The sequence below is a fragment of the Streptomyces anandii JCM 4720 genome, assembly GCF_014650655.1.
Taxonomy (GTDB): Bacteria; Actinomycetota; Actinomycetes; order Streptomycetales; family Streptomycetaceae; genus Streptomyces; species Streptomyces anandii.
Map to the genome: position 1 here is coordinate 9,806 of NZ_BMVJ01000009.1, position 22,537 is coordinate 32,342.

Sequence of the window (22,537 nt, forward strand, 5' to 3'; positions counted from 1 at the left end):
GTGCGCCCGTGTGTGATCATTCCCCGGCGCGGGGTCCGGCCCTAAACTGTGCTGGGCGTGACTCCCGGACGGCGAGGGGCGGTTGACGGTGCGTAAGGCATGGGTCCTGACGATCGCCGCCGTCGGTGGCGGACTCACCTTCGTGATGCTGCTCGTCGTCGGCGTCTACGTCGTCGCCGGCAACCTCGCGGGCGGGATCGGCGGCGGGAGCGTGGGACTGGCCAAGGGCGCCGTGCCGGCCGCGTACACGACACTCGTGCAGAAGTGGGGCAATCTGTGCCCCGCCCTCAACCCCGCCCTGCTGGCGGCGCAGTTGTACCAGGAGAGCGGCTTCAACCCCCACGCCGTCAGCCCCGCGAAGGCCCAGGGGATAGCGCAGTTCATCCCCGGCACCTGGGCCACCCACGGTGTCGACGGCAACGGCGACGGCCGGCGCGACGTGTGGGACCCCGATGACGCGATTCCGTCGGCCGCGTCCTACGACTGCGAACTCGCCAAGTACGTACGGAGCGTGCCCGGTGACGCGACGAAGAACATGCTCGCCGCGTACAACGCGGGCGCGGACGCGGTCATCAAGTACGGCGGTGTCCCGCCGTACGGGGAGACCCGGAACTACGTCAAGACGATCACCACCCTGGAGCAGAGCTTCGCCGCGCCCGTCACCCGGGTGGACCCCTCCAGGCAGGCCGCCACCGCCATCACCTACGCCCAGGGCAAGCTCGGCACGCCCTATCTGTGGGGCGGCGAGGGCACCCCTGAGCAGGGCGGACGCTTCGACTGCTCGGGGCTGACGCAGGCCGCGTACGGCAGCGCCGGGATCACGCTGCCGCGGGTCGCCAACGACCAGTACAACGCGGGCCCGCACCCCAAGCGGAACGAACTGCTCCCGGGCGACCTGGTCTTCTTCTCCGACGACCTCACCAACTCCCGGGCCATCCGGCACGTGGGCATCTACGTCGGCGGCGGGTACATGATCGACGCACCGCGCACCGGGGCCGTCATCCGCTTCGACCCCATCGACACCCCCGACTACTTCGGCGCCACCCGGGTCACCGAGGATGGCGCGAAAGCGCTCCCCACCACCGTGTGAACCGAGCGTGAACCCACCCCCTGAGCTGCGGCGATGAGTCTCTCTTCGATAACGTCTGCGTGATCATTCGGTGGAGTGTGGAACGTATGCATCAAGGCCGTGCGTTCCTGTTGACGTAGCCAAGCGGACGCAGGCGGACGGACCTCGTACGGGCGGGCGCGGCGTGTGACGCACACGCGCGGCGGCGGAAGCGGATCTACGACCACGGGGGTGGCAGGAGCGGCGCACACAGGGTGCGCCCGGAAGGACACGACGAAGGGGCCGCAGCACCATGGCTGGACTCGCCGAATCCGGGTCGAACCCCGACGTCGACCTGCTCTACGACATCAACGGCCTGGCCAAGGACGCACCGCACTGGTTCGACCGGGTCATGGAGTACGTCGGTGAGTACGGACTGCTGCTCGCCATGGTGCTCCTGGTGGTGTGGTGCTGGTGGTCGGTGCGCCGGCGGGGCGGGGAGAACGCCGCCTCCTCGGTGGCGGCGCTGGTGTGGGCGCCGCTCGCGGCCGGGCTCGCGGTGCTCGTGAACGTGCCGATACGGGGCTTCGTGCGGCGGCCGCGCCCCTTCCTGGACCATCAGGGGCTCGACGTCCTGGTCTCCGGCAAGACCGACTTCTCCTTCGTCAGCGACCACGCCACGATCACCATGGCGATGGGCGTTGCGCTGTTCGTCGCCAACCGGCGGTTCGGCCTGGCGGGCATCGCCCTGGCGCTGCTCGAGGGCTTCTGCCGGGTCTACATGGGCGTGCACTACCCGACGGACGTGGTGGGCGGGTTCGCGCTGGGCACGGCGGTGGCCCTCCTGCTCTCCCCGCTCGCCATGCTGCTGCTCACGCCGCTGCTGCGGGCCGTGGAGGGCTCCGCGTGGGGCGGCTGGCTGGTCCGGGCCCGACGGGACACGGACCCCGAGGAGACCCCGGTCCCCGACCCCCGGACCGACGGCAAGCGCGCCCGGGCAGAGGAACGCGACCTGGCCGCCTGAGCCCCGAATCCCCGAAAGGGCGGCCCACGGCCCCCACGCCACGGCTCCGACGCCCGGCCGCACCACGGCCCCGGCGGGCAACCGCCTACCGCCCTGGCTTCGCGACCCCTGCGGGGCACCCCGCCCTACAGCTCCGGCGGGCAGCCGCCTACAGCCCCGGCCGGTCGGCGCCTACAGCCCCTGTGGGTAAGTGAAGAAGTGCTCGGGGTCGTACTGCTGCTTCAGTTTGGTCAGGCGGGGGGCTGCGTCGCCGTAGTAGGCGGTGCGCCATGTTTTCAGGGTGGGGTCGGTGTAGTTCTGGTAGGCGGCGCCGGAGGCGTACGGGCGCATCGCGGTGTGGGCGGCGGTCAGCCAGGACTGGGCGGCCGAGCCGGTGGTGCCCGGTGACCAGGACGCTATGTACTGGGCGAGCATCCGCGAGCGGCGGTGCACGAAGGCCGTCGCCGTGGGCGAGACCCGGTTGACCGCCCCGCCGAGCGCGGTGAACGCGATGCTGCCCGCGCCCCCGCGCACCGCCCGCATCTGGTTCAGCAGGGTCTGGACGCCGGCGGCGGAGACCGAGCGGTCGAAGAAGTCGGAGCGGGCCGCGTAGGTCTCCCGGCCGAGCCGGCCCTGCGGGGAGCGGCCGGGGGTGGAGCCCGGCAGGTGGCACTGGGCGTCCGTGGGGAAGGACGAGCACCCCGCGTAGGCCTCCATGGCCTGCTCGTAGGTGTGGCGTTTGAGGGACACGCTCGCGGCACGCGCGCCGGCCTTCGCTGCCAGGCGGTCCACCGCGTTCTGGAGTTCGCCGTAGGTGCCGAGCGAGAAGGCGGCCACGGACACCGTGGGCGTGCCCCCGGGCGTGGCGGCCAGGTGCAGGGAGGACCAGATCTCGTCCGGCTGGTCCGGTCCCCACTCCTGCCAGGCCTTCATCACCGCCGCCGCCCTCGCCCAGGGCCAGGTCATGTACGCGGAGACGGCCTGCGGGGCCGGGTGGGTGCGGAAGCGCAGCTCGGTCACCACGCCGAAGTTGCCGTTGCCGGCGCCGCGCAGCGCCCAGAACAGGTCCTTGTTCTCGGTGGCGTCGGCGACGACCTGCTTGCCGTCGGCGGTGATGAGGGTGGCCTGGGTCAGGCTGTCGCAGGTGAGGCCGTAGGCGCGGGACACGACCCCGTGGCCGCCGCCGAGCACCAGCCCGGAGACGCCCACCGTCGGGCAGGAACCGGCGGGTATGGTCACGCCCTTGGCGGCGAGCCCGCGGTAGACGTCGATGAGCTTGGCGCCCGCACCGACCACGGCCGTGCCGCCGCTCGCGCGGACCTGGCTGAGCCGGGAGACGTCGACGATCAGGCGGCCGTCGCCGGAGGACCAGCCGGCGTAGGAGTGGCCGCCGTTGCGGATGGCGACGCGCAGGCGGTGGGCGCGGGCGTAGGCGAGGGTGGTGCGGATGTCACCGGCGTGCGCGACGTAGGCGACGGCCGCGGGCTTGAGGGAGTCGAAGCGGGTGTTGTAGAGCTGGTGCGCGGTCGTCCAGGCGGCGTCGCCTGGGCGGAGCAGGGCGCCGTCCAGTTCGCGGGCGAGCGCGGCCCAGTCGGCGGCGGCCGCCGCGACCGTGGTGCGCATCGCCGGGGTCGCCGGCGCCGTACCGGAGGATGCCTGGGCGCCGGAGGCGGTCGTACGGCCCGCCGCCTTGTCCTTGCCGCCGCCGCACCCCGCGGTGACGACCGCCGCGACCGCGGCCGCGCCGCCCCCCATGAACGCCCGACGTTCCATCTCCGCGCCCTCCCTGTCGGCTCCCGTGGATCGAGACGACCGCCAGGCACGGCGGGTTCCCGGGGGGCGGAAGTATGTCAGAGGGGCGAAGGCGTGTTCGGTCGCGCCGGGACCTCCACGTGCTCTCCCCGTGAGCATTCCGTGACCTCACCGCACTGACGGCAGGGGTTCACCCCTCGTTCACTTCCGGCCATCGGCGGCTTCACCTGTTCTGCCTAATTTCGGCCTTACCCGGTGCTGATGCGCATCTCGGCGCATCGGTGCCGCCCACACTTCGCACGCCGCCGATCAGGACGGCGGCTCCTGGAAGGAACTCCCTCAAGTGAAGCTTCAGCGCAAGAACCGGCGGGCTCTCGCTCTCGGCGTCCTCGCCGTCTCCGGCGCCCTGGCCCTCACGGCGTGCGGCTCCGACAACAACAGCGGCGGCGGCGCCAAGAGCGGCACCTCGGCCGCCGCGGCCCCGGGCAGCATCAAGTGCGGTGACGCCAAGGGCCAGCTGCAGGCGTCCGGTTCCTCGGCGCAGAAGAACGCCATCGACGCGTGGACCACGGCCTTCGGCGGCGCGTGCAAGGGCGTGCAGATCAACTACAACCCGACCGGTTCGGGCGCCGGTGTGACCGCCTTCCTCCAGGGCCAGACCGCGTTCGCGGGCTCGGACTCCCCGCTGAAGCCGGAGGAGATCACCCAGTCCAGCAAGCTCTGCTCCGGCGGCCAGGCCATCGACCTGCCCATGGTCGGCGGCCCGATCGCGGTCGGCTTCAACGTGCCGGGCGTGGACAGCCTGGTCCTGGACCCGGCGACCCTCGCCAAGATCTTCGACGGCAAGATCACCAACTGGAACGACGAGGCGATCAAGAAGCTCAACCCGGACGCCAAGCTGCCCGACCTGAAGATCCAGGCGTTCCACCGCTCCGACGAGTCCGGCACCACGGACAACTTCACCAAGTACCTGATCGCCACCGCCAAGAGCGACTGGCCCTACTCCGGCGGCAAGGCCTGGCAGGCCAAGGGCGGCCAGTCCGCGCAGGGTTCCTCGGGCCTGGCCCAGCAGGTCAAGCAGACCTCCGGCGCGATCTCGTACTTCGAGCTCTCCTACGCCGCCGACGGCATCAAGACCGTCGACCTGAAGACGGGCGCGTCCACCCCCGCCAAGGCCACCGTGGAGAACGCCACCAAGGCGATCGCGAGCGCCAAGGTCACCGGCACCGGCAAGGACCTCGCCCTGAAGCTGAACTACCAGCCCACCGAGGCCGGCGCCTACCCGCTGACCCTGGTCACGTACGAGATCGTCTGCGACAAGGGCAACAAGGCCGCCACGCTGCCGGCCGTGAAGTCCTTCCTCGGTTACACGGCCTCCGAGGACGGCCAGAAGCAGCTGACCGGCGCCTCCTACGCGCCGATCCCCGACGAGATCATCTCCAAGGTCCGCACCACCATCGAGGGCCTGAGCTGACTTGAGCGTGCGGTCCGGTCCCCGCCCTGATCGGGACCGGACCGCACCGTCCGGTGCACCGCCGCCAGGGGTTCCGCACACCGCGCGGGACTCCGCAGACCGGAGAACCCGATGGACATATCCACACAGCACACAGACGCTCCCGATCCCCTCACCCGGCCGGCCCCGGCCGAGCCCGCGCGTGCCGTCAGGAGTACGACCCGCCCCGGTGACCGCGTCTTCCTCGGGCTGTCCCGGGGATCGGGCATCCTGCTGCTGGCGATCATGGCAGCGATCGCGGTCTTCCTCGCCTACCGCGCCGCCCTCGCCATCGGCAAGGACCACGGCAACTTCCTGACCACCTTCGAGTGGAACACCAACATCCTGCCGCCCCAGTTCGGCATCGCCGTGCTGGCCTTCGGCACGGTCGTCTCCTCGATCGTCGCCATGGCCCTCGCGGTCCCGGTGGCGGTCGGCATCGCGCTGTTCCTCACCCACTACGCCCCGCGCCGGCTCAGCGGCCCGATCGCCTACGTGATCGACCTGCTGGCCGCCGTGCCGTCCATCGTCTACGGCCTGTGGGGCGCCCTGGTCCTCGTACCGAACCTGAACGGCCTGTACGGCTGGCTCGACGACTACTTCGGCTGGACCGGGATCCTCTCCTGGCAGGGCGGCGCCCCGCGCTCGCTGCTCACCGTGGGCATCCTGCTGGCGATCATGATCCTGCCGATCATCACCAACGTCAGCCGCGAGGTCTTCCGGCAGGTCCCGCGCATGCACGAGGAGGCCGCGCTGGCCCTCGGCGCCACGCGCTGGGAGGTCATCCGCATGTCGGTGCTGCCCTTCGGCCGCTCCGGCGTGATCTCCGCCTCGATGCTCGGCCTCGGCCGCGCGCTGGGCGAGACGATGGCCGTGGCCACCGTGCTCTCCCCGACCTTCGACATCAAGGCGAGCCTGCTCGACCCGGGCGGCGGCACCTTCGCGCAGAACATCGCGAGCAAGTTCAACGAGGCCACCGAGTTCGGCCAGGACGCGCTGATCGCCTCCGGCCTCGTGCTGTTCGTGATCACGCTGCTCGTCAACGGCGCGGCACGGATGATCATCAACCGCCGCAAGGAGTACTCGGGGGCCAACGCATGACCACGCCAGCCGCAACCCACCGGCGCCGCAGCACGCTGCGCGGCGCGAGCCTGCCGAAGTGGTTCCCGCTCGCCGTCGTCGCCGGCTCGGTCCTGCTCGCCGTGGCCATCGGGCTCGGCGCGGGGCTGCGGAGCAAGGTGCAGTGGGGCCTGATCGCCGCGTTGCTCGCCGTGGCCGGCACCTATGTCGTCGCGGCCCGTGTCGAGGGCCGCAGGCAGGCGCGCGACCGCATCGCCACCAGCCTGATCTGGGTCTGCTTCCTGCTCGCCGTCGTTCCGCTGGCCTCGCTGATCTGGGCCACCGTCAAGCGCGGCGCGAAGGTGCTCGACGGCTACTTCCTGAGCCACTCCATGGCCGGCGTCGCCGACACCCAGCCCGGCGGCGGCATCTACCACGCCCTGCTCGGCACCCTGGAGCAGGTGGGCCTGGCCACCCTGATCGCCGTGCCGGTCGGCGTGCTCACCGCGATCTACCTCGTCGAGTACGGCCGCGGCCGGCTCGCCAAGGCGGTCACCTTCTTCGTCGACGTCATGACCGGCATCCCGTCGATCGTGGCCGGCCTGTTCGTCCTCAGCTTCTGGATCCTCGTCCTCAAGATGGGCTACTCCGGCTTCGCCGGTTCACTGGCCCTGGCGATCCTGATGATGCCCGTGGTGGTCCGCTCCACCGAGGAGATGCTCAAGCTCGTACCGAACGAGCTGCGCGAGGCCTCCCTCGCGCTCGGCGTCCCGAAGTGGCGCACCATCCTCAAGGTGGTCCTGCCGACCTCCATCGGCGGCATCGCCACCGGCGTGATGCTGGCCGTCGCGCGCATCACCGGTGAGACCGCTCCCGTGCTGCTGCTGGTCTGGGGCACCAACTTCATCAACACCAACCCCTTCACGGACCCGCAGGCCTCGCTGCCGCTCTACATCTACCAGCAGTACGCGAACAGCTCGGGCTACGGCGCCGCCTACGACCGCGCCTGGGCGGCGGCCCTCACCCTGATCGCCTTCGTGATGATCCTCAACCTGGTTGCCCGCGGCATCGCCCGCTGGAAGGCACCCAAGACCGGTCGCTGACCGCGGCCATCGGCGACCGAGACGAACTGGAAGTGAAGTAGCAGACATGGCCAAGCGAATCGACGTGAGCGGGCTCACCGCCTACTACGGCTCCCACAAGGCGATCGAGGACATCTCGATGACGGTCGAGCCGCGCTCGGTGACGGCCTTCATCGGCCCCTCCGGCTGCGGCAAGTCGACGTTCCTGCGCACCCTGAACCGCATGCACGAGGTCACCCCCGGCGGCCGGGTCGAGGGCAAGGTCCTGCTCGACGACGAGGACCTCTACGGCACCGGGATCGACCCGGTCTCCGTGCGCCGCGAGGTGGGCATGGTCTTCCAGCGCCCGAACCCCTTCCCCACCATGTCGATCTTCGACAACGTGGCGGCGGGCCTCAGGCTCAACGGCAACTACAAGAAGAGCGAGCTCGGCGACGTCGTCGAGAAGTCCCTCAAGGGCGCCAACCTCTGGAACGAGGTCAAGGACCGCCTGAACAAGCCCGGCTCCGGCCTCTCCGGCGGCCAGCAGCAGCGGCTGTGCATCGCCCGCGCCATCGCGGTCGAGCCGAAGGTGCTGCTGATGGACGAGCCCTGCTCGGCCCTGGACCCGATCTCCACCCTCGCCATCGAGGACCTGATCGGCGAGCTGAAGGAGCGCTTCACGATCGTCATCGTGACGCACAACATGCAGCAGGCGGCGCGCGTGTCGGACCGCACCGCGTTCTTCAACCTGGCGGCGGTGGGCCGGCCGGGCCGGCTGATAGAGATCGACGACACCGAGCGGATCTTCTCCAACCCCTCGGTCCAGGCCACGGAGGACTACATCTCCGGCCGCTTCGGCTGAGCCGGCGGTTCCTCCTCCGAGAACCCCTCGCGGTGCTGCATGGCGGTGCCACCGCGAGGACGCAGAAGGGCCCGCCCCCGGCTGACGGGGGCGGGCCCCTGCTGTGGGCCGGCCGGGGCGGCGCCCCGGCGGCTCACTCGGCGACTTCGGTGCGTTCCCACCATTTGTAGACGGTGACCGCGCCCTCCTTGCTGTCCTGGTGCTGCGTGGTGACCTTGTAGTGCTCGTATCCCCCGAGGTGCGGGATCTTCAGTTCCTGTCCCGGAGGGACCACCGGCACCACGGTGCCCGCGAGGTCCTCCGGCCCGCCTTCGAGGAGTGCCTTGTCAGTCATGCTTCCAGTGTCGCCACCCGGGGCCGGGCGGCTACAGGAACAGCAGGTTGATCAGCCAGAAGGCGCAGGCCGCGACGACGGCCGCGGCCGGCATGGTGATGAACCAGCCGAGCACGATGTTCTTGGCCACGCCCCAGCGCACCGCGTTCACGCGCTTGGTCGCGCCCACGCCCATGATCGCCGAGGTGATCACGTGGGTGGTGGAGATCGGCGCCTTGAACAGGAAGGCGGTGGCGAACATGATCGACGCGCCGGTCGTCTCCGCGGCGAAGCCCTGCGGCGGGTCCAGCTCGATGATCTTGCGGCCCAGCGTGCGCATGATGCGCCAGCCGCCCGCGTAGGTGCCGAGGGACAGCATGAGCGCGGAGACCAGCTTCACCCACACCGGGATCGGGTCGCCGTAGTCCTGGACGTCGGCGATGACCAGGGCCATCACCACCACACCCATCGTCTTCTGGGCGTCCTGGAGGCCGTGCCCGAGCGCCATGCCGGCCGCCGAGACCGTCTGCGCTATGCGGAAGCCGCGCTTGGCCTTGTGCGGGTTGGCCCGGCGGAACATCCACAGGATCGCCGTCATGACCAGGTAGCCGACGATGATGCCGACCACCGGGGACAGGAACATCGGGGTGACGACCTTGTCCAGCACCCCGGACCAGTACACGGTCGTGCCGCCGGCGAGGGCCGCGCCCACCAGGCCGCCGAACAGGGCGTGCGAGGAGGACGAGGGCAGACCGAAGTACCAGGTGATCAGGTTCCAGACGATGGCCCCGAGCAGCGCGGCGAACAGGATGCCCATGCCCTTGCCGCCGGTGGGGGTCTGGATCAGGCCCTCGCTGACGGTCTTGGCGACCCCGCTGCCGAGGAAGGCGCCGGCGAGGTTCATGACCGCCGCCATGGCGAGCGCGGCCCGCGGGGTCAGCGCGCGGGTCGACACCGAGGTGGCGATGGCGTTGGCCGAGTCGTGGAAACCGTTGGTGTAGGCGAAGCCGAGGGCGACCAGGATGGTCAGGATCAGAGCGAAGGTGTCCATGGACGCCTCAGGACTCCTTGACCGCGATGGTCTCCACCGTGTTCGCCACGTGCTCGAAGGCGTCCGCCGCCTCCTCCAGTACGTCCACGACCTGCTTGAGCTTCAGCACTTCGATCGCGTCGTACTTGCCGTTGAACAGGTGGGCGAGGAGCTTGCGGTGGATCTGGTCCGCCTGGTTCTCCAGGCGGTTCACCTCGATCCAGTACTCGGTGAGGTTGTCCATGGTCCGCAGGTGCGGCATGGCCTCCGCGGTGAGCTCCGCCGCCCGGGACAGCACCTCGATCTGCTGCTCGACGCCCTTGGGCAGTTCCTCGATGTTGTAGAGGACGACCAGGTCGACGGCCTCCTCCATGAAGTCCATGATGTCGTCGAGGGACGATGCGAGGGAGTAGATGTCCTCGCGGTCGAAGGGCGTGATGAACGAGGAGTTCAGCTGGTGGAAGATCGCGTGCGTGGCGTCGTCGCCTGCGTGTTCCGCGGCCCGCATACGCTCTGCGATCTCGGCCCGGGCGGATGCGTCCGCTCCGAGCAGTTCCATCAGGAGTTTCGAGCCCGTGACGATGTTGTCCGCGGACGCGGCGAACATGTCGTAGAAGCTCGTCTCCCTGGGGGTCAGACGAAAGCGCACGTGGGGTCCTCGGGGTGCTTCGGTTTCGGTCAGGGTGATGCTAAGCACATCATCCGGCCACGGCTAAGGGGCCGTCCCCCAGTGTCGCCCATCAGGCACAGTGCTCAGCACGGGGGCACTGCCAAGGGTCCTCTACCCCGCGAAATTCGTTACCATATACCCGCCAGGGGTATGTCTTGAGCTCGGTCCCGAGCTCCACGACGCACAGGGAGGCCGCGATGACGACCACCGAGGCCGGCGCGGTGGCGCCCTCCGGCACCGCCGGCCGGGACGAGGGTGCGCCCGAGCCCGTGACGCACGAGCACGTCACGCACGGTTATCACAAGCAGAAGGCCGAGCACCTCAAGCGGCTGCGCAGGATCGAGGGCCAGATCCGCGGGCTGCAGCGGATGGTCGACGAGGACGTCTACTGCATCGACATACTCACCCAGGTTTCCGCGTCCACCAAGGCCCTGCAGTCCTTCGCCCTGCAACTGCTCGAGGAGCACCTGCGCCACTGTGTCGCCGACGCGGCTCTCAAGGGCGGCGACGAGATCGACGCGAAGGTCGAGGAGGCCACGAAGGCGATCGGCCGCCTCCTGCGCACCTGAGCCGCGCCGGACGGCACACCCACCGCGCGACCGGGGCGCGGTGGGTGGTGGTCGGAGGGCCGGTCAGGGGGCGGAGTCCCGGTTGCGCTCCTCGGACACGCGCAGGACCTCGTCGATGCTTTCCAGGCTGAGGCGTTCGCGGGCCGCCGAGGCCGCGATGATCAGCTCCCCGCACAGCTCGATCTCGGCGAGGGCCACGTGGTCCTGCACTGCCGTACCGCCGACCGCGGCCACGCGCGTCACCTCGTTCCTGCCGTCACCGGCTCAGCCCGCCGTCCCGGCTTCCTAGAGTAGGGAGCGGCGCACGCCCCGCGCATGGCACGGAAGGGCTAGTTCGCCGGTCATTTCGGCTCTCATTCCTCGGCGACACGGCCCGCGTAGATGTCTTTCGGGTGCGGCAGGGCCACGGAGACGGGCGTGCCGAAGGCGTACAGCAGCGTGGTGGAGAAGACGGCCACGGTGCCCTTGTGCTGCCCGCCCACGAAACTGAACCGCTGCCTGAGCTTGCGGATACGGCCCTGGTCGTCGAGGTAGACGTCGAACGGCACCTCGGTCGTGGCGAACCCTTTCGCCGCCGCCGCGAGCGCCGCGGCGCCGGCCGGTGAGGCGCTGCGCGCCGCCAGCGCGAGGTCGGCGGTGCCCCGGTAGTGCCGCACCGCGGCCCCGGCCACCTCGGTGCGGCCCATGTACGCCGCCGTGCGCGTCCCGCGCAGCACCTCGGCGGCGGCGAAGGGGTCGGTGGCGCCGCCGGTGACGAGATTGCCGTCCGAGAGCGTGGCCGTGTCCACCCGCACCCACTTGTCGGCCGGGACGCCCGCGCCCCGGTTCTTCATGTAGAGCGCGCCGGGCGCCAGGAGTTCGGTGATCGGCCGGTGCTCGGGCGTCCCGGCCGGGTCCTGCGGCAGCACCACCGTGAGCCGGCCCAGCTGCCCGTGGAAGTCGTACGCGCCCTCGCCGCGGATGGTCACACGGGTGCCGCCGGCGGCCATCTCCATCGACGTACGTGCCTGGGAGCTGCCCGCCTCCAGCAGCGCGCCGGGCGCCTGGCGGACCGTGTGCACCGGGTCGGCGGCGGCGCGCGCGTCCTCGGCCGCCACGCCGCTCCCGGCGCATCCGGTGGCGCACACGCACAGCACGAGCCCCACCGCGAGTGCCGGCCCGCGCCTCGCGCCCCCGGCCCTCGACCTCGCCAGAGCGGAAAGAGCCCCGGTCCGCCGCCGCTCAGCCATCGTCCGCCTACCCCCAGTCGGTCCGTCCGTCACGGGCCCCCTGTCGTTCCGGTCAACGAGGAGTGGGTGGCTTCGTCACGCGCCGGGGGCGGTCCGGGGCGAGCCGCAACCTTCCGTTCACCCGGTGTGGGTAGCGTCCTCGCCGTGGCGCAGCAGGAGGAACACCGCACCGCGACCGTGGAACAGGGCCGCTTCTGCCTGGCCCGCTGCACCTGCGGCTGGCGCGGCCCCGCGCGCCGGGCCCGCAGCCTGGCCCGTACGGACGCCCAGGGGCACGCCCGTGAGCACGAGCCGGGCCGGTGTCCCTCAGGCGAGGCGCAGGGCGGTCAGTAGTTCGTCGACCAGTTCGCGGTCGCGGAACTGCGTCAGCCGGTCGCGGGCGGCGGCCGGGGAGAGCCAGCGCAGCCGGTCCACCTCCTTGTTGGGGACGAAGCGGCCCGAGGACGCCTCGGCGGCCCAGTAGCGCACCAGCTTGGGGCGGCCGCCCGCCACGTACGTCACACGGCTCAGCTCCGGGCCGGGCACGGCGGTGTAGCCGGTCTCCTCGGCCACCTCGCGCAGGGCGCCGGCGAGCGCGTCCTCGCCGCGCTTGAGCTTGCCCTTGGGCCAGGACCAGTCGTCGTACCGGGGCCGGTGGATCACGCACAGTTCGAGCGCGCCGTCCGGTGTCGAGCGGCGCCACAGGACGCAGCCGGCCGCGCGCACGGGCCTCTTGACGGGGTGGGTCACCGGTCGTTCACCGCCTCTCAGTTGGCGCCGACCGCCTGCTTCCGCCACGACAGGTGGAAGGCGTACCGGGCCGCCTCCACCTCGTGCCGCTGGTCGGCGTGGAGCACGCCCAGCGCGTAGGCCGTCGCCGGGGCGATGCGGGGGGTGCGGGCCGCCGACGCGGCGGCCGCGGCGGCCTCGGCGGCGTCGCGGTGCCGGTCGAGCGCCTGGCCGGCCGCGAGCAGCCGTACGCCCACCGCGGCGGGCGCGCCGTGCAGGACCTCGCGGGCGTAGCGGTGCAGACGCAGCAGCAGGCGCACCTGGTGCCAGGGGGCGTCCTGCGGGTGCGGGGCCGGGTCCGGGGACAGGCCGTGCACCAGGGCCTCGGCGTTGTACGGGCTGCCCGCGGTGACCAGCGGCAGCGCGGCCACGGCGGCGGTGAGGCGCTCCTCGGCCGCGGCGGCCAGGGGGCGCAGGTCGGCGCCGGCCGCGGCCGGTCCGAGGGGTACGTCGCTGGCGAGTACGGCGACCTTGTCGGCCACGGCGTGGAAGCGGCTGGAGCCGAGCGCCTGCAGCGCGGTGGAGTGCGCCCGGGTACGGGCGAGCGTGAGCTGCCGGTCGAGCAGCGCGCCCGCCTTGACCGCACCTACGGCGAGACTCCCGCGGGCGGGGGCGGAGTTGCTGTGGCCCGCCCCCAGGTTGCCTCGGCGGGGGCCGGAGTTGTCGTGGTCGGGACCGGAGTTGCCGTGATCGGCGTTCGCACTGCCCCGCGTGGGGCCCGGGTTGCCCCGGTCGGCGCCCGTACGGACCAGGCCGGCGGCCGTGCCGTCCAGGGCGGGGGTGGGTGATTGCGTGGGGACGGTGGGTGGGGTCGTCGTGCCCGAGAGGCGGTGGAGGGCTTGCAGCAGGCGGTCCAGGCGGGCCTGGTGGGCGTGCTCGCGGGCCAGCGTGCCCGACAGCCAGGCCAGTTCGGGGCGCAGGTCCTCCGCCCAGTTCTCCTCCAGCAGGGGCTGGAAGGTGTGCAGGCTGCCGCTGATGCGGCGGGCCGAGCGGCGCAGGGCGCGCGCCGCGTCGACGGACTCCACGGTGCCGCTCTCACCGTGCAGGCGCAGTGCGCGGAGGAACTCCGTCGCCTGCGCCCGCAGATAGCCGGCGAGGGCGTCGGCGGGCACGGGGCCGGCCGTGGTGTCCGTCGGGTCAGGGTGTCGCTGTGCCACGCCGGCGCCTCCGGGCGTCTATGAGCATCTCCTGGATGTTGCGCAGGGGCTGACCGTCCGCATCGGTGGCGTGCCGGGTCCATTCGCCGTCCGGGCCGAGGTGCCAGGACGCCGTGCCGTCGGACATGCCGGTCTCGAGGAGCCGGTTGAGCGCGGCCCGGTGGGCGGGGTCGGTGACCCGGACGAGGGCCTCGATACGGCGGTCGAGGTTGCGGTGCATCATGTCGGCGCTGCCGATCCACACCTCGGGCTCGCCGCCGTTGCCGAAGGCGAACACGCGGGAGTGCTCGAGGAAGCGGCCGAGGATCGAGCGGACCCGGATGTTCTCCGACAGGCCGGCCACGCCCGGCCGCAGCGCGCAGATCCCGCGTACCCACACGTCGACGGGCACGCCGGCCTGGGAGGCGCGGTAGAGGGCGTCGACGACCGCCTCGTCGACCATCGAGTTGACCTTGATGCGGATGAACGCGGGCCGCCCGGCGCGGTGGTGCTGGGCCTCCTTGCTGATCCGCGCGATCAGGCCGTCCCGCAGGGACTTGGGCGCGACCAGGAGCCGGCGGTAGGTCTCGCGGCGGGAGTAGCCGGAGAGCCGGTTGAACAGGTCGGACAGGTCCGCGCCGACCTGCGGGTCCGCCGTCAGCAGTCCCAGGTCCTCGTAGAGGCGGGCGGTCTTGGGGTGGTAGTTGCCGGTGCCGACGTGGCTGTAGCGCCGCAGCGTGTCGCCCTCCTGACGGACCACCAGCGACAGCTTGCAGTGGGTCTTCAGACCGACCAGGCCGTACACGACGTGGCAGCCGGCCTCCTCCAGCTTGCGCGCCCACTTGATGTTGGCGTGCTCGTCGAAGCGGGCCTTGATCTCGACCAGGACGAGGACCTGCTTGCCGGACTCGGCCGCGTCGATGAGCGCGTCGACTATGGGCGAGTCGCCCGAGGTCCGGTACAGGGTCTGCTTGATGGCGAGCACGTCCGGGTCGGCGGCCGCCTGCTCCAGGAAGGCCTGCACGGAGGTGGAGAAGGAGTCGTAGGGGTGGTGCAGCAGCACGTCCCGGCTGCGCAGCGCGGCGAAGATGTCGGGCGCCGAGGCGGACTCCACCTCCGCCAGGTCGCGGTGGGTGCCGGCGACGAACTTGGCGTACTTGAGCTCGGGCCGGTCCAGGCTGTGGATGCGGAAGAGGCCGGTGAGGTCCAGCGGGCCGGGCAGCGGGTACACCTCGGCCTCGCTGATCTTCAGCTCCCGCACCAGCAGGTCGAGCACCTCGCGGTCGATGGACTCCTCGACCTCCAGGCGCACAGGCGGCCCGAAGCGGCGCCGCATGAGCTCCTTCTCCAGGGCCTGGAGGAGGTTCTCGGCGTCGTCCTCCTCGACCTCCAGGTCCTCGTTGCGGGTGAGCCGGAAGGTGTGGTGCTCCAGCACCTCCATGCCCGGGAACAGCTCCTCCAGATGGGCCGCGATGACGTCCTCGACGGGCACGTAGCGGCCGGGGGAGCTCTCCAGGAAGCGCGAGAGCAGCGGGGGGACCTTGACCCGGGCGAAGTGCCTGTGGCCGGTGACGGGGTTGCGTACGACGACGGCCAGGTTCAGCGACAGGCCGGAGATGTACGGGAAGGGGTGCGCGGGGTCGACCGCCAGCGGGGTCAGCACGGGGAAGATCTGGTGCCGGAACAGCGTGAAGAGACGGGCCTGTTCCTTCTCGGCGAGTTCGCCCCAGCGGACCAGGTGGATGCCCTCCTCGGCGAGGGCGGGAGCGACGTCCTCGTGGTAGCAGGCGGCGTGCCGGGCCATGAGCTCGCGCGAGCGGGCCCAGATCATCTCCAGCACCTCGCGCGGCTGGAGCCCGGAGGCGGACCGGGTGGCGACGCCGGTGGCGATGCGGCGCTTGAGGCCGGCGACCCGGACCATGAAGAACTCGTCCAGGTTGCTGGCGAAGATCGCGAGGAAGTTGGCCCGCTCCAGCAGGGGCGTGTTCGGGTCCTCGGCGAGTTCCAGGACGCGCTCGTTGAAGGCGAGCCAGCTGCGCTCCCGGTCGAGGAAGCGGCCCTGCGGCAGTCGGTCCCCGTCCGCCTGCGACTCGTCGTAGCCGTCGAGGTCGGCGTCGATGTCCGGTTCCAGGTCGGAGACCGTGGCAGCCACGGTGTGCGGGCGGTGTGCGGCTATGGAGCCCACGGAGGGCTGCGTGTTCTGAACGTTCGCGTGGCCCGCAGGGCCTCCACCAAGGGCGGTGGCGGGTGACGGGTGGGCCTGCGCCTGGGTGTCTGGCTGGCTCATGGACCCATTCTTCCGCGTCAGGAGCGGGATGGGCGCGTCGGAGAGCGCGGGCGGGAGCACGGCGGCGACTGCCCCGGGGGGCGGCACGGGCTCGGGCGCGGCGGGCTTCATTGGTGGAGCGTCGCAAGCCCGTCTGAACCGGCGGTTACGGCGACATGACGTGCGGGACAGCGGGGGACGGCCCGCAGGGAGGCGTCCCCCGCCGTTTCAGGCCCTTCCCGCGCGCGCCGGGGTGCCCGTGGCGGCCGTGGCCGACGTGTTCCCGGCGGACCTGGCCGCGGGACCCGTGGTGCGGCGCAGGACGCGGAAGGCGGCCAGCACGAACAGGCCGGTGAGGGCCAGGACCACGGCGGTGGTGGTGAGCTGGAGCGGCCAGTAGTGGGAGTAGGGGTGCGTCTTGGTGTAGAAGGCGGTGGCGTCCAGGCCGGAGTAGAGCCGTCGGCACTCCTCGATGGTCGTCGGGCCGCAGCCCGGGTCGGCGATGTGCGTGCCGCTCGTGGTGATCAGCCCGTGTTCGACCTCGAGGCCGCCGGAGGTGTAGCCCGTGGTGAGGCTCGAGCGGTGGGTGACGGCCGGCCACAGATGGGGCAGGGCCCAGGACGCGGCGGCGCGGACGGCGCCGGTCACGCACAGGGTCAGCGCGAGCGCGGGGAGCGCGCGCCGGGAGAGCAGGGCCACCAGGGCGCCGGCGGCGAGGCCGGCCAGGGCGAAGGCGACCGTGGTCGGGCCACCCGCGTGCAGGGTGAGGTCGTCGGTCCAGGGCTTGGCCGTGTCGATCCTGCCGCGCCCGGCCGTCCAGGCCAGGTGGTGCAGCGTGACCAGCACTCCCGTGCCCGCGGTGACGAGCAGGGCGGGGAGGGCCAGCTTGGCGGCCAGCCAGCGGGCGGGGGAGACGGACTGGACCCAGGCCAGCTGCGCGGTGCCGTTCTCCAGTTCTCGGCCGAACAGGGCGGCGCCGGACCAGGCGGCCACCAGGAAGGGCAGGGCGGTCACGGCGAAGGTGGTGTAGCCGTAGACGTCCTTGTAGCGCAGGATCGCGTCCTGGTCGTAGGAGCAGCGCCTGTTCATGTCGCAGGCGTCGTACTGCCGCCAGGCCGCCGCCGCGGCGTCGGTGATCGGCCCCCAGAGCCAGGCCAGCGCGGCGGCCAGGACGAGGACGAGTGCGGCCCAGACGTACAGCGCGGGGCGGTGCAGGCGCAGCAGCCAGGGGACAAGGCGCGGCCGTACGGCGGGGCGGCGGGCCGCGGGGGCGGCGGGCGCGGGGGCGGTCGTGGTGGTCATGCGTGGGTCTCCTGGGGCTGCGCCGGGGCGGGCGTGAGGGCGGGAGCCTGGGGGTTGCGCAGGTGGGCGAGGACGAGTTCCTCCAGGGAGGGCGCGAAGGTGCGCCAGTCCTCGGGGAGCGGGCCTCCGGGGCGCAGCAGCGCGGTGAGCTGGCGGCCGGTCGTACGGGACTCCACGACGGTGTGGCCGGTCAGGTCGGCGTCGGCGGCCGGGGCGGTGACGCGGGTGTGGGCGGCCAGCAGGTCGTCGATGTCGCCCGCCATGCGGACCTGTCCGCCGCCGATGAGGAGCAGGTGGTCGCAGGACTCCTCCAGCTCGGCGACCACGTGCGAGGACAGCACGATCGTGGTGCCGTGCTGCGCGGCCTCGGCCATGAGGGTGCCCATGAGTTCGTGCCGGGCCAGCGGGTCGAGGTCGGCCATCGGCTCGTCCAGGAGCAGCAGTTCGGGCCGCTTGCCGAGGACGAGGGCGAGGGCGACGCGGGTGCGCTGGCCACCGGAGAGGGTGCGGACGCGGGCCCGGGGGTCGAGGTCCCCGGCGGCGACGATCCGCCCGGCGGTCGCCGCGTCCCAGCGTCCGGGGTTCAGGTCGGCGCCCACGCGCAGCGTGTCGGCGATGGTGAGCTGCGGGTAGAGGGGCTTGCCCTGGGCGACGTAGCCCACGCGCGGGCGGGCGTCCGCCGGGTGCTCGCCGAGGACGGTGAGGCCGCCCTCGGTGGGGGCCAGCAGCCCGGCGGCCATCGCCAGCAGGGTCGACTTGCCGGCGCCGTTGGGTCCGACCAGGGCGCACACGCGGCCGGCGGGCAGGCGCAGGGTGCAGTCGCGCAGGGCCCAGGGCGCCGTGCTCCGGCCGAATCGCTTGCCCAGCCCGGCGGCTCGCAGGGCCGTGCCGGTGTCGGTCATGACGCGTCTCCCTGAAGGTGCTCTTCGCGAAGGTGCTCTTCGCGGACGGCGAAGTGTCGGTCGAGTACGGCGGTGAAGAGTGCGGCCACGTCGTCCCGGTCCAGCCCGGCCTCGCGCGCCCGCGCGGCCCAGCCGTCCAGCTCGGCGCGCAGCGGGGAGTCGTCGGTGGGCGCGGTGCCCAGGGAGCGCCGTACGAAGGTGCCGAGGCCGCGCCGGGCCTCCACCAGGCCCTCGCGCTCCAGCTCGCGGTACGCCTTCAGCACGGTGTTCGGGTTGATCGCGGTCGCCTCCACGACCTCGCGGGCCGTGGGCAGTCTGTCGCCGGGCTCCAGCAGCTTCAGGCGCAGGGCCTGCTTGGTCTGCTGGACGATCTGGACGTAGGTGGCCACGCCGCTGTGCCGGTCGATGCGGTACTCGAGCACCCGGTCCACCACCCTTTCACTAATTGAGTAGTGAAAGGGTGGTGGAAGATGATCCGGAAAGTCAAGCGCCGCCGGGTGAACCGAACGGCCGGGCCGGTCCGATGAGGAGACGTGAGCACAACAAGAAGCGACGGTGAGCTGCTGCGGGCCGCGGCGGACGGGGACCGGCGCGCCTTCGAGGAGCTGTACCGGCGGTACGCGCCCTGGCTGACCGCCCGGCTGCGCGGCCGCTGTGCCGATCCCGCGATGGTCGACGACGTCGTCCAGGAGACCTTCCTCGCCATCTGGCGCGGCAAGGCCCGCTACCGCGAGGACGGCGACGTGGCCGGGTGGCTGTGGCGCATCGGCGCGCGCCGGCTGATCGACGCGCTGCGCGGCGACGGCGCGCGCGGCCGGCTGCGCCAGGCGCTGGCGCGCCTGCGCCACCGGGACGAGGCGTCCGCCGAGGAACGCGTGCTCGCGGGGGTTGAGCACGGGGACCTCGCGGGCGCCCTCATCCGGCTCTCTCCGGAACTGCGGGCCGTCCTGCAGGCGACGGTCGTCGACGGGCTGACCACCCGCGAGGCCGCCGTCCTGCTGGGCATCCCGCCCGGCACCGTCAAGACCCGGGCCCTGCGCGCCCGCAAGCAACTCCGGGAGGCGCTGGCATGAACACCGACACCAACCCCCCTCACGACGAGCCCGACGCACGGGGCGGCACAGGTCCGCTGGGCGGTACTGACGCTCACGGCGGCAGCGGTCCGCTGGGCGACACCGGCCCTGGCGGCGGCACGGACGCTCGTGGTGACGCCGGCCCGCTGGGCGGTACCTGCCGTGACGGCGGCACCCGCCCTCGCGGCGGCACCGGCCCAAGTGACGACCCCCGCACTCGTCAGGGTGCCGGTCCCCGTAAGGCCGCTGCCTGGCATCTCGACGAGGAGGACCTGCGGGCCTACGAGCGTGGCGAGTTGACGCCGCCGTTGCTGTGGTCCGCCGACACGCACCTCGCCGGATGCGCCGAGTGCCGCGCCCGGCTCGCCGCGCTCGCCGACCCGGTGGCGCTGGACGCCGCCTGGCAGCGGCTGGACGCCGAACTGGACGCGCCGCGGCCCGGGCTCCTCGAAGGGCTCCTGGTGCGGCTCGGGATGGCCGGCCACACCGCGCGGCTGCTGGCGGCCACGCCGGTGCTGCGCCGCTCGTGGCTGCTCGCGGTGACCGCCGTGCTGGTGATGTCCGCCGCCGCGGCCGACACCCTGCGCGCCCCGGACTCGCCCACCCTGTTCCTCGCCCTCGCCCCGCTGCTGCCGCTGGCGGGCGTGGCGCTGGCGTACGGGCCGGCGCTCGACCCGACGTACGAGATGGCCGTCGTGGCACCGATGCACGGTTTCCGCCTGGTGCTGCTCCGTACGGTCGCCGTGCTCGCCGTGGGCCTCGGCGTCAACGGCCTCGCCACCCTCGCCCTGCCCGCATACGGACTTGCGGCACTGGCCTGGCTGCTGCCCGCACTCGCCCTCACCGCGACCGGCCTCGCGCTCATGCCCCGCCTCGGGCCGGTCCTCGCGCCCGCGCTGACCGGCGGCGGCTGGGTCGTCTTCCTGATGGTGACCGTGACGACCCGGCACGGGGACGGCCCCCTCCCGCCCTTCACCGCGGCCGGCCAGGGCACCGCGGCGGCGGTCGCCGCCCTCGCCACCGGCCTGCTCTTCCTCCTCCGCAACCGCTTCGACTCGGTCACCCCCGCCTTCACCCACCACTCGCACGGGAGCACCCTGTGACCGTCACCGACACCGGCATCGTCACCGTCTCCGCCTCCGGGCTCACCCTTCGCCACGGCGGCACGGCCGTCCTCGACGACGTGTCGCTGCGCCTCGAGGAGGGCATCACCGGCCTGCTCGGCCCCAACGGGGCCGGGAAGACCAGCCTGTTGCGGGTGCTGGCCACCGCGGTGCCCGCCGACCGGGGCGTGTTCACCGCGCTCGGTCACGACCCGGGCACCGCCCCGGGCCGCCTCGCGCTGCGCCGCACCCTCGGCTACCTCCCGCAGAACCCCGGCTTCCACCCGGACTTCACCGCGTTCGCGTTCGTCGACTACGTCGCGATCCTCAAGGAGCTCACCGACCGCGCCGCCCGCCACCGCGAGGTGCGGCGCGTACTGGAGGAGGTCGGCCTGGGCGACGTACGCGGCAAGCGCATCAAGCGGCTGTCGGGCGGCATGCGCCAGCGCGTCGCCCTCGCCGCGGCCCTGGTCGGCGACCCCCGTCTCCTCGTCCTGGACGAGCCCACCGCGGGACTGGACCCCGAGCAGCGGATGCGCTTCCGCGACCTGATCACCCGTGCCGGGCAGGGGCGCACCGTGCTGCTGTCCACCCACCAGACCGAGGACGTCGCGATGCTCTGCCACCGCGTGATCGTCCTCGCCCGCGGCCGCGTCCGCTTCGAGGGCACCCCCGCCGAACTCACCGCGCGGGCCGCCGGCCGGGTGTGGAGCAGCCCCGAACGCGACCCCGGCGCACGCGCGGGATGGCGCACCGCAACCGGCGCGTTCCGCAACGTCGGCGATCCGCCCGAGGGCGCCGACCTCCTCGAACCCACCCTGGAGGACGGCTACTTGCTCACCCTCGACGGGGCGGAGGCGACGGCCCGATGACCGCGACCACAGTGCCGTCCGGACGGCGGTCCGCGCAGACCCCGCGCTCACCTCGCCTGGGCGCACCCGTCCCCGGGGCCACGCGCGCACGGGCCGTCCTCGCCCTGGCCCGCTTCGAGGCCCGCGAACTCCTCACCTACCTGCCGGTGGCGGCCGCCTTCGTGGTGTACGTGGCCGCGACCGCCTGGCGCCTGTACTCCGGCCACCCCGGCTGGCACGAACTCACCGGCCGCGAGGGCATGGCCGACTTCCCCGCCCTCCAGGACGCCGACCGCGCCACCCAGAGCGGCGCCACGCTCCTCGGCCTCGCGCTTTTCGTGTGCGCCAACCGCACCACCCTGCGCGCCCGCACCCGTGGCACCGAGCCGTACTTCGACACGCTGGTCGTGGAGCCGTGGCGGCGCACGCTGGCGCACGCGCTGGTGGTCGTCCCGTTCGCGCTGCTCACCGCCCTGGTCGTCGCCGTGCGCTTCACCTGGGCGGCCCTCAGCCCCGGCGCGGTCGGCCACGGCTCGGTCTTCGAACTCGCGGTGGCCCCGCTGACCGTGCTGCTGTTCGGTGTCGCGGGCGTGCTGCTGGCCCGCCTGATCCCGTCCGCCTTCGCCGGCCCGCTCCTCGCCCTCGCCCTCTACGTCGCCGCGAGCTACTTCCTGGCCTTCACCGACGACGCCCACTGGTCACAGTGGCTGTCCCCCGTGGTCGAGGAGACCGGCGCCGATCCGGTCCCCTCCGGCCTGGTGGGCCGCCCGGCCGCCTGGCACGCCCTGTACCTGGCCGGCCTCACCGGGTTCCTGCTGGGCGCGGCGCTGCTGCTCGGCAAGGGCCGGGACGCCCGCGCCGGACTGCGCGTCAAGGCGCTGACCGGCCTGGCGCTCCTCGCCACGGCCAGCCGGGATCGCGGGCCAGTCGCCGGGTCCGTCCGCCGCGCTGGAGGCCGCCCGCGCACGGGTCTCCGACCACCCGGAGCGGAGCGAGACCTGCACCGAGCGCGGCACCACGACCTACTGCGCCCTGCCCGAGTGGA

Annotated in this window: 25 protein-coding genes; 11 read left to right on the plus strand and 14 right to left on the minus strand. The window is 72.5% G+C overall.

Annotated features, from left to right (window positions below):
- Positions 1 to 88: 88 nt before the first annotated feature.
- Together IE249_RS17445 and IE249_RS17450 are read left to right on the plus strand one after the other, a co-directional pair.
- Entirely contained in the window at positions 89 to 1,090 is a 1,002-nt protein-coding gene (locus tag IE249_RS17445; RefSeq protein WP_189705757.1) for a C40 family peptidase, read from the plus strand.
- A 271-nt stretch (positions 1,091 to 1,361) separates the two neighbouring features.
- Positions 1,362 to 2,072, plus strand: coding sequence for a phosphatase PAP2 family protein (locus IE249_RS17450; protein WP_189705758.1), 711 nt, complete (start codon positions 1,362 to 1,364; stop codon positions 2,070 to 2,072).
- Between the two features lie 171 nt (positions 2,073 to 2,243).
- Here the strand turns inward: IE249_RS17450 and IE249_RS17455 are convergent, their stop codons facing one another.
- Positions 2,244 to 3,824 carry an FAD-binding oxidoreductase gene (locus IE249_RS17455; RefSeq protein ID WP_189705759.1) on the minus strand — a complete coding sequence of 527 codons (1,581 nt, stop codon included), beginning with the start codon at positions 3,822 to 3,824 and terminating at the stop codon, positions 2,244 to 2,246.
- Positions 3,825 to 4,146: 322 nt separating this feature from the next.
- Here IE249_RS17455 and pstS point away from each other — a divergent pair, with 322 nt between their 5' ends.
- The 4 genes from pstS (at position 4,147) to pstB (ending at position 8,280) form a co-directional block, all read left to right on the plus strand.
- A complete protein-coding gene (gene pstS / locus IE249_RS17460) occupies positions 4,147 to 5,277 on the plus strand; it encodes a phosphate ABC transporter substrate-binding protein PstS (protein WP_189705760.1) in 1,131 nt (376 codons plus the stop codon).
- 111 nt (positions 5,278 to 5,388) lie between these two features.
- Positions 5,389 to 6,396: a phosphate ABC transporter permease subunit PstC gene (pstC, locus tag IE249_RS17465; protein WP_189705761.1), complete on the plus strand. Its 1,008-nt coding sequence runs from the start codon at positions 5,389 to 5,391 to the stop codon at positions 6,394 to 6,396.
- On the plus strand, positions 6,393 to 7,457 hold the full coding sequence (gene pstA / locus IE249_RS17470; RefSeq protein WP_189705762.1) for a phosphate ABC transporter permease PstA: 1,065 nt from the start codon (positions 6,393 to 6,395) through the stop codon (positions 7,455 to 7,457). The genes pstC and pstA overlap by 4 nt, the downstream gene beginning before the upstream one ends.
- 46 nt (positions 7,458 to 7,503) lie before the next feature.
- Positions 7,504 to 8,280 carry a phosphate ABC transporter ATP-binding protein PstB gene (gene pstB / locus IE249_RS17475; RefSeq protein ID WP_189705763.1) on the plus strand — a complete coding sequence of 259 codons (777 nt, stop codon included), beginning with the start codon at positions 7,504 to 7,506 and terminating at the stop codon, positions 8,278 to 8,280.
- A 133-nt stretch (positions 8,281 to 8,413) separates the two neighbouring features.
- On the opposite strand, the gene IE249_RS17480 is transcribed toward pstB, so the two are convergent.
- From IE249_RS17480 to IE249_RS17490, 3 genes are read right to left on the minus strand one after another with little or no spacing between them, the layout of a single operon-like run.
- A complete protein-coding gene (locus IE249_RS17480) occupies positions 8,414 to 8,614 on the minus strand; it encodes a DUF5988 family protein (RefSeq protein WP_189705764.1) in 201 nt (66 codons plus the stop codon).
- Between the two features lie 31 nt (positions 8,615 to 8,645).
- Positions 8,646 to 9,644 carry an inorganic phosphate transporter gene (locus tag IE249_RS17485; RefSeq protein WP_189705765.1) on the minus strand — a complete coding sequence of 333 codons (999 nt, stop codon included), beginning with the start codon at positions 9,642 to 9,644 and terminating at the stop codon, positions 8,646 to 8,648.
- A 7-nt stretch (positions 9,645 to 9,651) separates the two neighbouring features.
- The gene (locus IE249_RS17490) at positions 9,652 to 10,272 is read right to left on the minus strand and encodes a DUF47 domain-containing protein (RefSeq protein WP_189705766.1); all 621 of its coding nucleotides are present in this window, start codon (positions 10,270 to 10,272) and stop codon (positions 9,652 to 9,654) included.
- Between the two features lie 218 nt (positions 10,273 to 10,490).
- Here IE249_RS17490 and IE249_RS17495 point away from each other — a divergent pair, with 218 nt between their 5' ends.
- Complete coding sequence (locus IE249_RS17495) at positions 10,491 to 10,862, plus strand: metal-sensitive transcriptional regulator (RefSeq protein WP_189705767.1); 372 nt, start codon at positions 10,491 to 10,493, stop codon at positions 10,860 to 10,862.
- A 63-nt stretch (positions 10,863 to 10,925) separates the two neighbouring features.
- On the opposite strand, the gene IE249_RS17500 is transcribed toward IE249_RS17495, so the two are convergent.
- Entirely contained in the window at positions 10,926 to 11,105 is a 180-nt protein-coding gene (locus IE249_RS17500) for a hypothetical protein (RefSeq protein WP_189705768.1), read from the minus strand.
- A gap of 110 nt (positions 11,106 to 11,215) precedes the next feature.
- On the minus strand, positions 11,216 to 12,091 hold the full coding sequence (locus IE249_RS17505) for an SCO4651 family lipoprotein (RefSeq protein WP_229858727.1): 876 nt from the start codon (positions 12,089 to 12,091) through the stop codon (positions 11,216 to 11,218).
- Between the two features lie 126 nt (positions 12,092 to 12,217).
- Between IE249_RS17505 and IE249_RS17510 the strand changes: the two genes are divergently transcribed.
- Positions 12,218 to 12,424, plus strand: a complete 207-nt coding sequence (locus tag IE249_RS17510) for a hypothetical protein (RefSeq protein WP_229858729.1) — start codon at positions 12,218 to 12,220, stop codon at positions 12,422 to 12,424.
- Here the strand turns inward: IE249_RS17510 and IE249_RS17515 are convergent.
- The 6 genes from IE249_RS17515 to IE249_RS17540 all read right to left on the minus strand — a co-directional run bounded on the left by IE249_RS17515 (position 12,398) and on the right by IE249_RS17540 (position 18,887).
- Positions 12,398 to 12,820, minus strand: coding sequence for an NUDIX hydrolase (locus IE249_RS17515; RefSeq protein WP_189705770.1), 423 nt, complete (start codon positions 12,818 to 12,820; stop codon positions 12,398 to 12,400). The two genes, IE249_RS17510 and IE249_RS17515, sit on opposite strands and share 27 nt — an antisense overlap.
- Positions 12,821 to 12,837: 17 nt before the next feature.
- Positions 12,838 to 14,016: a CHAD domain-containing protein gene (locus IE249_RS17520; RefSeq protein WP_189705771.1), complete on the minus strand. Its 1,179-nt coding sequence runs from the start codon at positions 14,014 to 14,016 to the stop codon at positions 12,838 to 12,840.
- Complete coding sequence (locus IE249_RS17525) at positions 13,997 to 16,393, minus strand: RNA degradosome polyphosphate kinase (RefSeq protein ID WP_189705772.1); 2,397 nt, start codon at positions 16,391 to 16,393, stop codon at positions 13,997 to 13,999. Before IE249_RS17525 ends, IE249_RS17520 begins: the two co-directional genes overlap by 20 nt.
- 96 nt (positions 16,394 to 16,489) lie before the next feature.
- On the minus strand, positions 16,490 to 17,563 hold the full coding sequence (locus IE249_RS17530; RefSeq protein WP_189705773.1) for an ABC-2 membrane transporter-related protein: 1,074 nt from the start codon (positions 17,561 to 17,563) through the stop codon (positions 16,490 to 16,492).
- Positions 17,560 to 18,465 carry an ABC transporter ATP-binding protein gene (locus tag IE249_RS17535; protein WP_189705774.1) on the minus strand — a complete coding sequence of 302 codons (906 nt, stop codon included), beginning with the start codon at positions 18,463 to 18,465 and terminating at the stop codon, positions 17,560 to 17,562. The genes IE249_RS17530 and IE249_RS17535 overlap by 4 nt, the downstream gene beginning before the upstream one ends.
- Positions 18,462 to 18,887, minus strand: coding sequence for a GntR family transcriptional regulator (locus tag IE249_RS17540; RefSeq protein WP_189705775.1), 426 nt, complete (start codon positions 18,885 to 18,887; stop codon positions 18,462 to 18,464). Before IE249_RS17540 ends, IE249_RS17535 begins: the two co-directional genes overlap by 4 nt.
- Positions 18,888 to 18,998: 111 nt before the next feature.
- On the opposite strand from IE249_RS17540, the gene IE249_RS17545 reads away from it, so the two are divergent.
- From IE249_RS17545 to IE249_RS17555, 3 genes are all read left to right on the plus strand, one after another.
- Entirely contained in the window at positions 18,999 to 19,538 is a 540-nt protein-coding gene (locus IE249_RS17545; RefSeq protein ID WP_189705776.1) for an RNA polymerase sigma factor, read from the plus strand.
- 272 nt (positions 19,539 to 19,810) lie between these two features.
- Entirely contained in the window at positions 19,811 to 20,641 is an 831-nt protein-coding gene (locus IE249_RS17550; protein ID WP_189706006.1) for an anti-sigma factor, read from the plus strand.
- Complete coding sequence (locus tag IE249_RS17555) at positions 20,638 to 21,513, plus strand: ABC transporter ATP-binding protein (RefSeq protein WP_189705777.1); 876 nt, start codon at positions 20,638 to 20,640, stop codon at positions 21,511 to 21,513. The genes IE249_RS17550 and IE249_RS17555 overlap by 4 nt, the downstream gene beginning before the upstream one ends.
- Before the next feature lie 47 nt (positions 21,514 to 21,560).
- Here the strand turns inward: IE249_RS17555 and IE249_RS39865 are convergent, their stop codons facing one another.
- Together IE249_RS39865 and IE249_RS39870 are read right to left on the minus strand one after the other, a co-directional pair.
- The gene (locus IE249_RS39865) at positions 21,561 to 22,187 is read right to left on the minus strand and encodes a hypothetical protein (RefSeq protein WP_308434365.1); all 627 of its coding nucleotides are present in this window, start codon (positions 22,185 to 22,187) and stop codon (positions 21,561 to 21,563) included.
- A 3-nt stretch (positions 22,188 to 22,190) separates the two neighbouring features.
- A complete protein-coding gene (locus IE249_RS39870) occupies positions 22,191 to 22,496 on the minus strand; it encodes a hypothetical protein (RefSeq protein ID WP_308434366.1) in 306 nt (101 codons plus the stop codon).
- Positions 22,497 to 22,537 lie beyond the last annotated feature (41 nt).

Excerpts from the sequence above, each read along its gene's own strand:
- IE249_RS17450 (WP_189705758.1), top strand. The coding sequence starts at position 1,362 with ATGGCTGGACTCGCCGAATCCGGGTCGAACCCCGACGTCGACCTGCTC.
- IE249_RS17455 (WP_189705759.1), bottom strand. The coding sequence starts at position 3,824 with ATGGAACGTCGGGCGTTCATGGGGGGCGGCGCGGCCGCGGTCGCGGCG.
- pstC (WP_189705761.1), top strand. The coding sequence starts at position 5,389 with ATGGACATATCCACACAGCACACAGACGCTCCCGATCCCCTCACCCGG.
- pstA (WP_189705762.1), top strand. The coding sequence starts at position 6,393 with ATGACCACGCCAGCCGCAACCCACCGGCGCCGCAGCACGCTGCGCGGC.
- pstB (WP_189705763.1), top strand. The coding sequence starts at position 7,504 with ATGGCCAAGCGAATCGACGTGAGCGGGCTCACCGCCTACTACGGCTCC.
- IE249_RS17480 (WP_189705764.1), bottom strand. The coding sequence starts at position 8,614 with ATGACTGACAAGGCACTCCTCGAAGGCGGGCCGGAGGACCTCGCGGGC.
- IE249_RS17485 (WP_189705765.1), bottom strand. The coding sequence starts at position 9,644 with ATGGACACCTTCGCTCTGATCCTGACCATCCTGGTCGCCCTCGGCTTC.
- IE249_RS17495 (WP_189705767.1), top strand. The coding sequence starts at position 10,491 with ATGACGACCACCGAGGCCGGCGCGGTGGCGCCCTCCGGCACCGCCGGC.
- IE249_RS17505 (WP_229858727.1), bottom strand. The coding sequence starts at position 12,091 with ATGGCTGAGCGGCGGCGGACCGGGGCTCTTTCCGCTCTGGCGAGGTCG.
- IE249_RS17525 (WP_189705772.1), bottom strand. The coding sequence starts at position 16,393 with ATGAAGCCCGCCGCGCCCGAGCCCGTGCCGCCCCCCGGGGCAGTCGCC.
- IE249_RS17530 (WP_189705773.1), bottom strand. The coding sequence starts at position 17,563 with ATGACCACCACGACCGCCCCCGCGCCCGCCGCCCCCGCGGCCCGCCGC.
- IE249_RS17535 (WP_189705774.1), bottom strand. The coding sequence starts at position 18,465 with ATGACCGACACCGGCACGGCCCTGCGAGCCGCCGGGCTGGGCAAGCGA.